The sequence below is a fragment of the Sinorhizobium psoraleae genome (assembly GCF_013283645.1).
Taxonomy (GTDB): domain Bacteria; phylum Pseudomonadota; class Alphaproteobacteria; order Rhizobiales; family Rhizobiaceae; genus Sinorhizobium; species Sinorhizobium psoraleae.
Window position 1 is genome coordinate 648,511 of the sequence record NZ_JABEKV010000001.1, and the last position, 13,904, is coordinate 662,414.

Consider the following 13,904-nt stretch of genomic DNA (forward strand, 5'->3'; position numbering starts at 1 on the left):
CGATGTGATGTCGTAAGAATCAACCGGCAGCAATCTCCGGGTCCCAGGTAAAAAGCTCCCTTGCCCGGGCGATGCCGCGCAACGCAAAACGGCCAAGCGACACGGCGTCGGCGCGAAGGGCAGGTGGGCACGCCTCGACGAATTCGGAAGACATGATCACATGCCGCTCGACCGACCGGCACATCGACGCGATCCGGCTTACCTCGTTGACCGCCGGGCCGACGACCGTGAAGTCGAGCCGGCTCTGGCTGCCGATATTGCCGTAAAAGACTTCGCCGATATGCAGGCCGAGGTAGACGTCGGTCGTCGGCTTTCCGTCTTCGAGCCGCTGTGCGTTCATCTCGCTCAGCATCAGGCGCAACTGCCGCTCGGCGGCGACTGCCGAGGCGCAGGCGCTGGCGCGGTCCTCGGCTTTGAAGATTGCAAGTACGCCGTCACCGATGAGCTTCAAGACGCTGCCGCCGTGGTCGTGGATGGCGGTGATCACGGTTCCGGCATAGTCGTTGAGAAGCGGAATGATTTCCTCTGGTGCGACCGTATCGGAGATCCGCGTATAGTTGCGCAGGTCGGAAAACCACATGACGGTCTCGATTTTCTCGGCCGACCCACGCACGATGCTGCCCTTGACGACGCGCTGCCCGGCGTCCTGGCCGAGATAGACATCGGCAAGTGTGCCGATGATGCGTACGCATGAGGCCGCCTTGACGGCGAGCGCGAGCGTCGGCAACAGCACTCTCAGGGCATTGAGGTCCTCTTCGCTGAAGCCCCCCTTCTTTTTCGTCGTCCAATAGGAGTAAAAGCAATCCATCTCGCCGACGCGGCCCTGATCGGTGAAGTAGTGGATCGTGGTGAAGCAGTCCGTGTGCCCTTCGGCCTTCAACGTGTCGAGGAAATTGTAGGGAATGGACGTTTCAGCGGCGAGTCGGATGCGGCGCTCCGCCTGACGTTCCATGAGCATGTGATAGAAGATCGAGCGTCGCCAGCTCGCCTGCATCTCGCCGGTGGCGGTCGATCCATAGGGAGTGACCTCGGGGACGTCCCCGCTTTCGCTGTCCCAGGTGAAGGAACGGCCCTCGATTTCGGGATGAAGCGTGTCGATCAGGCCGAGCGCACGCTCGATCGGGATTCCGGCCTCTTGGCACCGCTCGCAGAAGCCGGCGAGCAGCTCGGGTTCCTCGCTCCCCCGGATTCCCTGCTCGGATGTCCATAGTATCAGCTCGCGGATCTGCTGGTCGTTCATCATTCTTCCTGACGACATCTGCCTCTTGCTGCCACCTGCGGGCAAATGACCGATACCATAAGCTATTCGACATTTGCTCGTTCGAACAGTTGCAGTATGCTCTGCTTGAGCTGCCCCAGAGCATGTCTGAATGGCAAAGGCCCCGGAATGACCGGGGCCTTGAGCCTGTTTCCGCGACATGGCGGACTCTGGTGCGATGATCAGCCTGCGGGCGCCAGCGTCAATTGGTCGACGCCGACGGCAATGTTCAGCCCCTCCTGGACCTGGACATTCACCGGCTGCAACATGAAAGCCTTGTTCGTGCCACCGGCGATCACCTTGGCACCGCCGCCCACGGCAAAGCTCGCATCGGCTCCGACGCCGTAATACTCGCCCGCAAGGGCGTGCGCCGTTACCGGCGTGCCGGTCTTTGCCAGCACGTCCCAAATCATCACGCTCTTGCCAGTCGCGCCGACGTCAAGGCCGAACTTCCGGATCATGCCCGCGTAGACGGCGGTCGGCGCGCCGTTGGCGGGCCTGTAGGTGCACATGAGGTTCTTCGTCGAAGTGATGATGAGCCCTGCGCCGCCTTCCGAGCCGCAGGTAAGGCGGCCGAGCGTGACATAGCTTTGCGCAGCGGCGGGTGCAGCGCCCGAAAGGGCAGCAAAGGCGGCCGCTGCGATGAAGGTCTGCTTGATCATGGCTCAGTCTCCGTTATTGAAGCCATTGGTCAAACGGATTGAGACCCGTGAAGGTTCCGCCATGCCGGGGTGGGCCCGGACGTGTTCCGCATGTCGAGGAGAGCAAAAAAAAAGCCCGCGAGATCGTCGCGGGCGTCAAGAAAGCTGCAAAATCGGATCAGGACATCGATTTCACACGAGCGAGACCCGCCCGGGCCGGCTCGTATTTGGGATCGAGCGAAAGCGCATGCGAATAGGACTTCGATGCCTTGGCCTTTTCACCGCGGCGCTCGTAGATCAGGGCCTGGTTTGCCCAGGACTCCGCCACTTTGCCGTTCAGGTTGATGGCGGTGTTGAAATCAGAAAAGGCATTGTCGTCATCGCCCTGGGCGGCATAGGAAATGCCGCGGCCGTTATAGGGTTCCGGCGAGCTCGGCGAGAGCGAGATCGCCGTCGAGAAATCCTCGATCGCCTGCCCATGCTCGTTGCGCGCCTGATAGATCAGGCCGCGATTGTGATAGGCCCGGGGATCGCTCGTGTCGAGCTGGATCGCCTTGTTGAAATCGTTGAAGGCGGCATCGAGCTGGCCGGCCTGGCGATAGAGATTGCCGCGGCCGATATAAGCGACATCATAGTTCGGGTTGATCTGCAGCGCGGCGTTGTAGTCAGCCACTGCGGCCTGTTGGTTGCCCATGTTGCGCTGGACGAGTGCACGATTGGCATAGGCCTGGAAGAAGCGCGGGTTGAGCTCGATCGCCTTGTCGAAATCGGCAAGCGCCCGGCGGAATTCACCGGCACGACCATAAGCCGAGCCGCGCACATTATATCCTTCCGGATCGCTCGGGTTGGAAGCGATGACGCTCGACAGCGAGGCGATGTTTTCCTCCGAGCCCTGCGCCCGCTCGACGCGGATCATCGATTCGGAGTTGTCGGTCTGGCAGCCTGCAAGCAGCAGGGCGGAGCCGAGGATGAGCATGGCAGCAAGCTTCGGCCTGCGCTGGTGGCGGCGGTGCGCCTCACGGATGGCGGAGACGTCCGCAGTCATGGCAGCAAATGTCAAAGTCGATCCCTCAATGCGACAAGGTCCCGAAAGCTTCGGGCTTTCCGTTTACGGAGACCGGCGAATACGCGGGGCTCCAGCCAGGGTTCATCAGATCCTCCGGCGATCCGACCGGCTTATCCCGTCCGGGCGGCTGACCGTCGCAAGCTGACGCATCACGCTAGCTTGCCGACGGACATGGTGTCCATACAAAAAGGCGGCGGCGATATCTCGCCCCCGCCACGACTTACATTAGAAAACGTCGAAAAAACGACAAATCAGCGAGCCAGAAGGCCTTCACGCTGTGCGCGCTTGCGAGCCAGCTTGCGAACGCGGCGGACGGCCTCGGCCTTTTCGCGCGCACGCTTCTGGGACGGCTTTTCGTAGAAGTCACGCATCTTCATTTCGCGGAAAATGCCTTCGCGCTGCATCTTCTTCTTGAGAGCGCGGAGCGCCTGGTCGACATTGTTATCGCGGACAAGTACCTGCACGTGAATCCCGTTCCTTTGTTTCGAGTTGTAAGCCCCACCGCCAGGTAAGGGGAGGCAAAAAATTTGCGTTCGCTGAGCTGGCAGCTCGACGATTGAAAAATCGGATAACAGATCGTGCGGGCAAAGTCCAGTGACGACAGCGCGAGCGGGTCGGAAAAAACACAAGTTCGGGTTTCTTCTGCGCTGCCGGCCCCTGAATGGCGGCTTCTCGGGGTGTTTAACTCGATGTCGCAAGTCCGCTCAAGTTGGCCGAATCGCGTCGCAAAAGAAACGTTGCGCGGCTCTCAGATTTGCGATTTCTAACGCCAACAACACGTTTTCTCGGGGTTCATGGAGTAGCAGGCGGATGCGCAAATATTCTGTTTTTGCCGTGGCGCGCGAGGCGCTGCGCGGCCACAAGGGCTGGGGCCCGCATTGGGCCTCGCCGGAGCCGCGCAAGGAATATGACGTCATCATCATCGGCGGCGGCGGGCATGGTCTGGGCGCTGCCTATTACCTCGCCAAGGAGCATGGCATCACCAATGTCGCAGTGCTCGAAAAGGGCTGGATCGGCGGCGGCAACACCGGCCGCAACACGACGATCATCCGGTCCAACTATCTCTATGAAGAGAGCATGGACGTCTACGAGCATTCGCTGAAGCTCTGGGAGAACCTGTCGCAGGATCTGAACTACAACGTCATGTATTCGCCGCGCGGCGTCATGATGCTGTCGCACAATATCCACGACCAGCAGTCCTTCAAGCGGCACATCAATGCCAACCGGCTCTACGGCATCGACAACGAGTGGCTGACGCCGGAACAGGCCAAGGCCTATTGTCCGCCGCTCGACATTTCGAAGACCGCTCGCTATCCGATAAACGGTGCGGCACTGCAGCGGCGCGGCGGCACCGCGCGTCACGACGCGGTCGCCTGGGGTTATGCGCGCGGCGCTTCCGACCGCGGCGTTCACATCATCCAGAACTGTGAAGTGACGGGCATTCGCCGCGATGCAACCGGTCGCGTGATTGGCGTCGATACCAATCGTGGCTTTATCGGCGCGAAGAAGGTCGGTATCTCTGCTGCCGGTCACTCCTCGGTCTTGATGCAGATGGCCGACGTGCGGGTGCCGCTGCAGAGCCAGCCGCTACAGGCGCTCGTCTCCGAGCCCTTGAAGCCGATCTTCCCTTGCGTCGTGATGTCGAACTCGGTGCATGCCTATATCTCGCAGTCGGACAAGGGCGAGTTCGTCATTGGTGCCGGCACCGACCAGTACAATTCCTATTCGCAGACCGGCGGCTTGCAAATCATCACCCATACGCTGGACGCGATCTGCGAACTCTTCCCGATGTTCCGCCGCGTCAAGATGATGCGGCAATGGGGCGGCATCGTCGACGTGACGCAGGACCGCTCGCCGATCCAGGGCGTCACGCCGGTGCCGGGCCTGTACCTCAATGCCGGTTGGGGAACGGGTGGTTTCAAGGCGACTCCGGGCTCGGCCAATCTCTTTGCCCATCTCATCGCGCGAGGCGAGCCCCACAGGCTCGCTGCCGGCCTGACGCTCGAGCGATTCCGCACCGGGCGGCTCATCGACGAGGCGGCCGCTGCCGCCGTTGCGCACTAGAATGAAAGGATAGAGCGACCTCTGCCCATTCCACGGAATGCGCGGCGATCTAACGCGAGGAATTCCAGATGCTTCTGATTTACTGCCCCTATTGCGAGGAAGAGCGCTCCGAGCTCGAATTCCGCAATGCCGGCGATGCCCACATCGCCCGACCGACCAACATCGCCGAGATCAGCGACGAGGAGTTCGAGGAATATTTCTTCCTGCGCCAGAATCCCAAGGGTCTGATCTATGAAAGATGGCGGCACATCCACGGCTGTGGTCGCTTCTTCAACGCAGCGCGCGACACGGTGAGCGACCGCTTCCATCTGACCTACAAGGCAGGCGAGCCGAAACCCGAGATCGGCGCCGCTCCGAAGACGAGCGCCACGGTTGAAACCTACGAGGCCTTGGAAGGAGTGGCGAAATGAGCGGAGCCCATCGCATTTCGGGTGCGGGGCGCCTGACGCCCGCCCGCACCGCCCGGTTTACCTTCGACGGCCGGACGCTGACGGCGCTCGAGGGCGATACGGTCGCCTCGGCACTGCTTGCCCACGGCATCCATCTCGTCGGCCGTTCGTTCAAGTACCACCGTCCGCGCGGCATTCTTTCCGCCGGCGCGGAGGAGCCGAATGCGCTGCTCGACGTATCGCGCGACGCGGCGCGGCGCCAGCCGAACGTGCGCGCTACGGTCCAGGAAGTTTTCGACGGAATGAAAGTCTCGTCGCAGAACCGCTGGCCCTCCCTTGCCTTCGACGTCGGCGGGTTCAACGACCTGCTTTCACCCTTCTTCGCAGCCGGCTTCTACTACAAGACTTTCATGTGGCCGAAGGCGGCATGGCACAAGCTCTATGAACCCTTCATCCGCCGCGCTGCCGGTCTGGGTGTTGCGCCGACGGAAGCCGATCCGGATCATTATGCGAGCCGCTACGTGCATTGCGACGTGCTGGTTGTCGGCGCCGGCGTTGCCGGCCTTTCGGCGGCGCTTGCCGCCGCCCAGGCTGGTGCCAAGGTCATCCTGTGCGACGAACAGTCGGAATTGGGGGGTGCGCTCCACTATGACAGCGGCACCGTCATCGACGGCAAGCCGGGTTACGAGTGGGCGCAGGCGACCGGCAAGGCGCTCGCGGGCAGGGACAATGTCACCGTGCTGACCCGCACGACCGCGTTCGGTTATTACAACCACAATTTCGTCGGCCTCATCGAACGGGTAACCGATCATCTCGCGTCGCCGGGCAAGGCATTGCCGCGCGAGCGGCTCTGGCAGGTGCGGGCGAAGAAGGTCATTCTCGCCAACGGCGCGATCGAGCGTCACATGGTCTTCGCCAACAACGACCGGCCGGGCATCATGCTGGCGTCGGCCGGGCGCACCTATCTCAACCACTTCGGCGTCGCCGTCGGCTCCAAGGTCGGCATCTACACGGCGCATGATTCCGCCTACGAGGCCGCCTTTGATCTCAGGAAGGCGGGCGTCGCCGTGCCTGTTATCGTCGACAGCCGCGACAAGCCCGGCGAGGCGGTGCTCAACGAAGCGCGCCGGCTCGGCATCGAAGTGCTGACGGGCCATTCGGTCGTCAACACCGCGGGCAAGCTCAGGATCTCCTCGATCAGCGTTTCCCGAAGGGGCGGCGGTGCTGCGCGCAAGATCACCGTCGATGCACTGCTCGTCTGCGCCGGCTGGACGCCGTCGGTGCACCTCTTCTCGCAGTCGCGCGGTAAGGTGAAGTTCGACGCCGCAACGGAGCGCTTCCTGCCGGGCACCTATGCCCAGGAATGCCTCTCCATCGGTGCGTGCAACGGCACGGACGATCTTCAGGCGACGATCGACGAGGCGCTTGCAGCCGGCGAACTGGCGGCGCGCGCCGCGGGTGCTGAAAACGGCTCGCAACTCGCGATCTCCGGCGAGAATGCCTTCGCCTGGACGGGCGGCATGATCGGAGCAGCGGAAGGAGCGGGGGCGGACACGACGGTCAAGGCCTTCATCGACTTCCAGCACGACGTCTGCGCCAAGGACATTCGCCTGGCGGTGCGCGAAGGCATGCATTCGATCGAGCACATCAAGCGGTTCACCACCAACGGCATGGCGTCCGACCAGGGCAAGCTCTCGAACATGCACGGGTTGGCCATCGCGGCGGAAGCGCTCGGCAAGGAGATCCCGCAGGTGGGGCTGACCACCTTCCGGCAGCCCTATACGCCCGTGACCTTCGGTGCGATCGTCAACCATTCGCGCGGAAGCCTCTTCGATCCGGCTCGCAAGACGCCGATGCATGCCTGGGAAGAGGAGCAAGGCGCCGAGTTCGAGGATGTCGGCAACTGGAAGCGTGCCTGGTTCTATCCGAAGGCCGGCGAGACCATGCACGAAGCGGTCGCCCGCGAGTGCAAGACAGTGCGCGATGTGGCCGGTGTCTTCGATGCGTCGACGCTCGGCAAGATCGAGGTGGTCGGTCCCGACGCGGCCAAGTTCCTCAATCTGATGTACACGAACGCTTGGGACAACCTGAAGCCCGGCCGCTGCCGCTACGGCATCATGCTGCGCGACGACGGCTTCGTCTATGACGACGGCGTCGTCGGCCGTCTTGCCGAGGACCGTTTCCATGTGACGACGACGACCGGCGGCGCGCCGCGCGTCATGCACCACATGGAAGACTACCTGCAGACGGAGTTCCCGCATCTGAAAGTCTGGCTCACCTCGACCACCGAGCAATGGGCCGTCATCGCGGTGCAGGGTCCGAAGGCACGCGAGATCATCGCGCCGCTCGTCGAAGGCATCGATCTTTCCAATGAAGCCTTCCCGCACATGAGCGTTGCCGAAGGCCGGATCTGCGGTGTGCCGACACGGCTCTTCCGCATGTCGTTTACCGGCGAACTCGGCTTCGAAGTCAACGTTCCGGCGGACTACGGTCAGGCCGTATGGGAGGCGATCTGGGCTCGGGCGGAACCGATGGGCGCATGCGCCTACGGCACCGAGACCATGCACGTGCTGCGCGCCGAAAAGGGTTACATCATCGTCGGTCAGGATACCGACGGGACCCTCACACCGGACGATGCCGGCCTTTCCTGGGCGGTGTCGAAGAAGAAGCCGGATTTCGTCGGCATTCGCGGGCTGAAGCGCCCGGACCTCGTCAAGGACGGCCGCAAGCAGCTCGTAGGCCTTCTCGCCAAGGATCCGAAGGTGGTTCTGGAGGAAGGCGCGCAGATCGTTGCCGATCCGAACGAACCGAAGCCGATGACCATGCTCGGCCATGTCACCTCGTCCTACTGGTCGGAAAATTGCGGCCGGTCGATCGCGCTGGCGATGGTCGCCGGTGGACGGGAGCGCCTCGGGCAGACCCTTTACATCCCGATGGCCGACCGGACGATCGCCGTCGAGGTGAGCGACATGGTGTTCTTTGACAAGGAAGGAGGTCGCCTCCATGGCTGACCAGGCAACTGCAATCCGCAACGCTCCGCTCGCCGGCCTCCGTGGCGGTTCGCCGGCGGCAATCCTGACGCCCGCGGCGCCTGCCTCGCGGATATCGCTGCGTGCGGCAGCGGACGCGGTTTCGGCTCTCTCCGCGGCGCTCGGGGTCACTCTGCCGGTGCGGCCGAAGACATCCGCCTCGACCGGCGGTCGCCACGCGCTCTGGCTCGGCCCCGATGAATGGCTGGTGATCGACGAGGACGGCAAGGATTTGATGGCGGCTGCCGCGTCAAGCGGCGTACTGCATTCGGCGGTCGACATTTCCCACCGCAACTCGGCGGTTATCGTCAGCGGCCCGGGTGCCGAGGTGGCGATCAACAGCGGTTGCCCGCAGGACCTGTCGCTTGCGATCTTTCCGGTCGGCGCCTGCTCGCGCACGGTGCTCGGCAAGGTGGAGATCGTCCTGTTCCGAACGGCTAAGGATGTGTTCCGTGTCGAGTGCTGGCGGTCGTTTTCGCCCTATGTGTTCGGCCTTCTCTCGGAAGGTGCCGAGGACGCGGGTCACTGAGCGCCATAGCAGTCGCGCCGGGTGTCTATAAAATCAAAGCGGCGGTCGATCCGCCGCTTTCTTTTTGAGGTGTGACTCTGCCAAGGCGATGCCTTGCCCCTCCGCGCCGGCGCTCTTTATGGTGTTGTCGGGTGAATCATCGAGAGGGTGTTTATGAAAACCCGTGTCGCGCTGCTCAGGAAATCTCCGGTCGAGGGGCCCTATGCCAATACCCGGCCCCTTTCGATCGAAGTCGTCGATCTCGATTCACCGGGCCCCGACGAGCTCCTGGTAAGAATTGGCGCGGCCGGTCTCTGTCATTCCGATCTTTCGGTCATCAATGGCGATCGGCCGCGTCCGGTGCCGATGGCGCTTGGTCACGAGGCGGCCGGTACCGTGGAGGCGGTCGGCAGCGGCGTGCGCGACATCGTGCCCGGCGATCGGGTGGTGATGAGCTTCATGCCGAGCTGCGGCCATTGCCTGCCCTGCGCGGAAGGCAGGCCGGCGCTCTGCATTCCGGGTGCAGAGGCAAACGGCAAGGGGACGCTGCTTTCAAGCGAACGCCGTCTGCGCTGCGATGCGGTTCCGGTGCATCACCATCTCGGCGTTTCCGCCTTTGCCGATTATGCCGTCGTTTCGCGTCACTCGGCCGTCAGGATCGAGGCGGACCTGCCGATGGTCGAAGCGGCCTTGTTCGGGTGTGCCGTGCTGACCGGCGTCGGTGCTGTCGTTAACACGTGCCTGGTCAGGCCCGGTCAGTCCGTCGCCGTCGTCGGCCTCGGCGGCGTCGGGTTGGCGGCGGTTCTAGGCGCAATTGCCGCTGGCGCCGAACGTGTCGTCGCCGTCGACCTGTCGGAAGACAAGCTGAAGCTGGCGCTCCAGCTCGGCGCGACCGACGCGTTCCTGGCCGGCGATCCGGACGCGGCCGAGAAGATCCGCGAGGCGACACGCGGCGGCGTTGATCATGCGGTGGAGGCGGCGGGATCGGTGAAGGCATTCGAGCTCGCCTACCGGATCACCCGGCGCGGCGGATTGACGGCGTCGGCGGGACTTGCCCATCCTTCGAGCCAGATCTCGATCCCGGCGGTCAGTCTCGTTGCCGAGGAACGTACGATTCGCGGCAGCTACATGGGAAGCTGCGTGCCGAGCCGGGATATCCCGCGATTCATCGCCCTCTTCCAGCGCGGCAAGCTGCCGGTCGATCGGCTGCTATCGAGCACGGGGCCGCTCGAAGAAATCAACGAGGCTTTCGATCTTCTCGACCAGGGTCGGGTGATCCGTCATGTGATCACATTCTGACGGCCCTTAGATCATTTCATTGTTTCATTGAAACGGTGAAATCATCCTTTCCTCGGCAAGCCGGTCCACTCAATCCATCGGCCATGGAAATCCGCCCGGCCGATCAGGTTCTTCTCACCGCCGGGCCAGGTCTGGAGCGAGAGCGCGGCGCCGGGCCGCAAGCCATCCGCCTCCATCTGCAGCCGGGCGAGCGGTGCATCTGCCGTTGCCGCCATTCCTGCTGCCGCGATCACGGCCTCGCCTTCTTGCTGGGCGGACTCAGGCAAATATTGCCAGGCAACCGAGTGGTAGATGACGTGGATCGCACCGGGGAACGGATGGACGAGGCGCCGTTTCAGCCAGTCGACAGCGTCTGCGCGCTCGATGGGACTACTGTATGCCGCCGCGATCGCCAGCGCGTTCCGGGTCCGCTCGATCCGGTCCGGCTGATCGGCCCAAACGTAGGAGAGCAGACGCAACCGATCCTCTTCGTTTGCAGGATCGAGTGGGTTGATGTCGCATCCTGCCCGTCCGACGATTTCGACCGGCCCGCCGGGCGGCACTGCTCCCGACCACTCGGGCGAGATGATGACGCCGGATCCCATATCGCCCCATTGGCTGCCAGAAAGATCGTAGCCGTAGCGGTCCCAGTGCAGGTTCAAGCCGGCGCTCGCACCAACTTCCGAAAGGACCAAAGGTTTGTCGAAGGCGCGAGCCACGGTGAGAAAGCCGACAAGCAGCGCGCCGGACCGGCGCACTTCGTTCGTCTGCGGCGCTGAACGCAGACGGTCGAGGATAAAATCACCGTGTTTCCGGAAGGCAGCCTCGCACGCTCCCCAGAGCGTCTCATCGTCGGCAACATTCGGCGGATAACACGAAATCAGCGCCGGGTCTCGATTCGACAACACAAGGGCATGCAGCGCACCGGCCAGCCGCAGCGCCACGGAGTCCGCCTTGGACGAAGGATCGCCTTGCCAGCCGATGACGCGGCTGCCGACAGCGCTTTCGCCATCGAGCCGTTCAGCTGCCAGCCTGCAGAGCCGAGCCATGAACGGGGAATCGAGTTCTTCGCAGGACTTGCCCTGGCCGCGAAAGGCTCGGCGGACAAGCTCCTCGCTTTCCGCTCGCTCAGGCATCGGCCGGCCGATCCTTCGGATCGAACTGGATGATGGTCTGCCATGTCGCGGTCAAGGCAGGCTTGCGTTCGCCCTCGATCTCCACTGTCACGTCATAGGTGATCATCAGCATGCCGGCGCCGCGAAAGCGGGCGTCGGCCATAATGAAACGGCCGCGCACCTTGGCGCCGCTCTTCACCGGCGCGACGAAGCGGACTTTGTCGAAGCCGTAGTTGATGCCCATCGTCTGCTCGCGGATCTTCGGCAGGCAATTGTAGTTCATCGCCGAAAGCAGCGAGAGCGACAGGAAGCCGTGGGCGATCGTGCCTCCGAACGGCGTTTCCGCCGCGGCGCGCACCGGGTCCGTATGAATGAACTGATAGTCGCCTGTCGCCTCGGCAAAATTATCGATGGTCTTCTGGGTCACGGTGATCCAGTCGGAGACGCCGATCTCCTGGCCGATTAGCTTCTTGACGTCCGAAAGTGAAATGTCTTGCGGCATATGATTGTCCTGAAACATGGGCCTCCCACCGATCTATAGGCCGGTAGATGTAGACCTAGCAAGTGATGGTAAAAACTCAGAAAATCTCGACAAAAAAGCTAACGGAGCGGGGAGCGACAAAAGCGGGCGCCGCCGCCTCGGAAAGAGCGTCGCGCCACGCACCATCGAGGCTCGTCGGAAGCCGCAAGGGATGCGGCGCATGACCGCGGTTGATGACCACGGCGAGCCGGGTCGCTCGACGCTGCTCCAGGTCCCCGGTCGCAAGCAGCATAACGAGGTTGTCGGTCGCCGGATGTTCCCAATCCTCGAGCGTCATGGGTTGGCTGTCGAGACGCAGCCAGGCGACGTCGCCCTTGCCAGTGAAGAACTCCGTCCCGGCGAAGACGTCGAAACGCCGGCGCATCGCTGAGAGCGCGGCCGTGCGGTCGACAAGTTTCGGGTCGAGCTTCGGCCAATCGAGCCAGGTCACTGCGTTGTCCTGCGCATAGGCGTTGTTGTTGCCGCGCTGGCTGCGCCCGCCTTCGTCCCCGGCCGTCAGCATGATCGTACCGCGCGAGGCAAAAAGAGTACCGACAAGCGCCATGGCGTCGGCTTGTCTCGCTGCCGCGATTTCCGGATCGTCGATGGGGCCTTCAGCGCCATTGTTCCACGAATAGTTCTCGTCATGGCCATCGCGATTGTCTTCGCCGTTCGTCTCGTTGTGCTTGCGCGCATAAGAGGCGAGATCCGTGAGCGTGAAGCCGTCATGCGCGGCGATGAAGTTGACGCTGCGGGTGGCCGTCTCGCCCCAGCGCGAGAATGTGTCCGAAGAGCCGGCGAGTGCGGTCGCCAGTGCGCCGATCGTGTGCCGGTCGCCGCGCCAGTAGCGGCGAATGTCGTCCCGCGCGCGGTCGTTCCATTCGAGGAAGGGTTCGGGGAAATTGCCGAGCTGGTAGCCGCCGGGACCGGTGTCCCAAGGTTCGGCGATGAGAACGCGGTCGCCAAGCACCGGATCCGCGGCGATGGCCGCAAAAAGCGCGGCGTCGCGGCGGAAGCCGCTCATGTCGCGCCCGAGGATCGATGCGAGGTCGAAGCGGAAGCCGTCGACGCCGGCATTGAGCACGAAGTGGCGGAGGCTGGCGAGGATCAGGTCGCGCACCATCGGGTGGTCGCAGGCAATGGTATTGCCGCAGCCGGTGTCGTTGATGAGTTCGCCGGGCCGATCGGTCGCGTGGCGATAATAGATGAGATTGTCGAGACCGCGCATGGAGAGCGTCGTGCCAAGCCGGTCGCTTTCTCCGGAATGGTTAAAGACGAGATCGAGGATGACGCCGATGCCGGCCTTGTGCAGCGTCTCGACGGTTTTGCGCAGTTCCTTGACGCCGCCGGGCACCAGCCGCGGCTCGAGCGCCATCGGGGCGATCGGATTGTAGCCCCAACTGTTGTGCAGACCGAGCGGCGGCAGGTGCCGTTCGTCAATCCAGGCGACGATCGGCATCAGTTCGACCGCCGAGACACCGAGGCGTTTCAGGTGGTCGATGACCGCCGGCTCCGCCAGTGCGGCGACGGTACCGCGTTTCTTCTCGGCAATATCCGGGTGCAGGGTGGTGAACGGTTTGACGGCCACCTCGTAGATCAGTCCGCCCGGTTGGAACAGTGGCGGTTTTACCTTTACCGCCTTCGTTTCGGTCACGATCGCTTTCGGCACCAGATCGGCGGTCTCCTCGCCGAAGACGGTCAGACAGGGATCATGGCGAAAGGGGCGATCGAGCTCGATTGCGTAGGGATCGACCAGAAGCTTCGACGGATCGAACCAGAGCCCATGCTCAGGCGAGTAGACGCCGTCGGCGCGCAGCCCGTAGCGGGTGCCGACCGGTGCCTCGGCGAGCGTCAGACTATGAACGTCTCCGTCGCGAGAGAGCGGCAGGCGACGGAGTTCCTTGCTGCCGGTCTTGTCGAACAGGCAGAGGTCGATGCGCGCGGCATTGCGGGACCAGACTGCAAAGTGTGTCCCCCCCGACGTAGGTGTCGCCCCGAGACGCGAAATTCCGGCAGTCGGCATGAAGGGGCGCACC

12 protein-coding genes are annotated in these 13,904 nt (G+C 63.2%); 5 read left to right on the forward strand and 7 right to left on the reverse strand.

Annotation, left to right across the window (positions count from 1 at the left end; translation table 11 throughout):
- Window positions 1–19: 19 nt before the first annotated feature.
- The 4 genes from ILFOPFJJ_RS02945 to rpsU all read right to left on the reverse strand — a co-directional run bounded on the left by ILFOPFJJ_RS02945 (window position 20) and on the right by rpsU (window position 3,429).
- Entirely contained in the window at window positions 20–1,240 is a 1,221-nt protein-coding gene (locus ILFOPFJJ_RS02945; RefSeq protein WP_173509075.1) for an adenylate/guanylate cyclase domain-containing protein, read from the reverse strand.
- A gap of 200 nt (window positions 1,241–1,440) precedes the next feature.
- On the reverse strand, window positions 1,441–1,920 hold the full coding sequence (locus ILFOPFJJ_RS02950; protein ID WP_173509076.1) for a DUF992 domain-containing protein: 480 nt from the start codon (window positions 1,918–1,920) through the stop codon (window positions 1,441–1,443).
- Window positions 1,921–2,077: 157 nt separating this feature from the next.
- The gene (locus ILFOPFJJ_RS02955) at window positions 2,078–2,944 is read right to left on the reverse strand and encodes a tetratricopeptide repeat protein (RefSeq protein ID WP_173509077.1); all 867 of its coding nucleotides are present in this window, start codon (window positions 2,942–2,944) and stop codon (window positions 2,078–2,080) included.
- Window positions 2,945–3,216: 272 nt separating this feature from the next.
- Window positions 3,217–3,429 carry a 30S ribosomal protein S21 gene (gene rpsU, locus ILFOPFJJ_RS02960; RefSeq protein ID WP_012709405.1) on the reverse strand — a complete coding sequence of 71 codons (213 nt, stop codon included), beginning with the start codon at window positions 3,427–3,429 and terminating at the stop codon, window positions 3,217–3,219.
- Window positions 3,430–3,775: 346 nt separating this feature from the next.
- On the opposite strand from rpsU, the gene ILFOPFJJ_RS02965 reads away from it, so the two are divergent.
- From ILFOPFJJ_RS02965 to ILFOPFJJ_RS02985, 5 genes are all read left to right on the forward strand, one after another.
- Complete coding sequence (locus ILFOPFJJ_RS02965) at window positions 3,776–5,029, forward strand: sarcosine oxidase subunit beta family protein (protein ID WP_173509078.1); 1,254 nt, start codon at window positions 3,776–3,778, stop codon at window positions 5,027–5,029.
- Window positions 5,030–5,097: 68 nt separating this feature from the next.
- Entirely contained in the window at window positions 5,098–5,439 is a 342-nt protein-coding gene (locus ILFOPFJJ_RS02970; protein WP_173509079.1) for a sarcosine oxidase subunit delta, read from the forward strand.
- Entirely contained in the window at window positions 5,436–8,429 is a 2,994-nt protein-coding gene (locus tag ILFOPFJJ_RS02975; RefSeq protein WP_173509080.1) for a sarcosine oxidase subunit alpha, read from the forward strand. The genes ILFOPFJJ_RS02970 and ILFOPFJJ_RS02975 overlap by 4 nt, the downstream gene beginning before the upstream one ends.
- On the forward strand, window positions 8,422–8,976 hold the full coding sequence (gene soxG / locus ILFOPFJJ_RS02980) for a sarcosine oxidase subunit gamma family protein (RefSeq protein ID WP_173509081.1): 555 nt from the start codon (window positions 8,422–8,424) through the stop codon (window positions 8,974–8,976). Before ILFOPFJJ_RS02975 ends, soxG begins: the two co-directional genes overlap by 8 nt.
- 153 nt (window positions 8,977–9,129) lie before the next feature.
- A complete protein-coding gene (locus ILFOPFJJ_RS02985) occupies window positions 9,130–10,254 on the forward strand; it encodes a zinc-dependent alcohol dehydrogenase family protein (protein WP_173509082.1) in 1,125 nt (374 codons plus the stop codon).
- Between the two features lie 41 nt (window positions 10,255–10,295).
- On the opposite strand, the gene ILFOPFJJ_RS02990 is transcribed toward ILFOPFJJ_RS02985, so the two are convergent.
- The 3 genes from ILFOPFJJ_RS02990 to glgX form a co-directional block, all read right to left on the reverse strand.
- Window positions 10,296–11,369 (reverse strand): DUF2332 domain-containing protein, encoded by a 1,074-nt coding sequence (locus ILFOPFJJ_RS02990; RefSeq protein ID WP_173509083.1) that lies wholly within the window; start codon window positions 11,367–11,369, stop codon window positions 10,296–10,298.
- Entirely contained in the window at window positions 11,362–11,850 is a 489-nt protein-coding gene (locus tag ILFOPFJJ_RS02995; RefSeq protein WP_173509084.1) for a MaoC family dehydratase, read from the reverse strand. The genes ILFOPFJJ_RS02990 and ILFOPFJJ_RS02995 overlap by 8 nt, the downstream gene beginning before the upstream one ends.
- 76 nt (window positions 11,851–11,926) lie before the next feature.
- Window positions 11,927–13,891 carry a glycogen debranching protein GlgX gene (glgX, locus tag ILFOPFJJ_RS03000; protein ID WP_173509085.1) on the reverse strand — a complete coding sequence of 655 codons (1,965 nt, stop codon included), beginning with the start codon at window positions 13,889–13,891 and terminating at the stop codon, window positions 11,927–11,929.
- Window positions 13,892–13,904 lie beyond the last annotated feature (13 nt).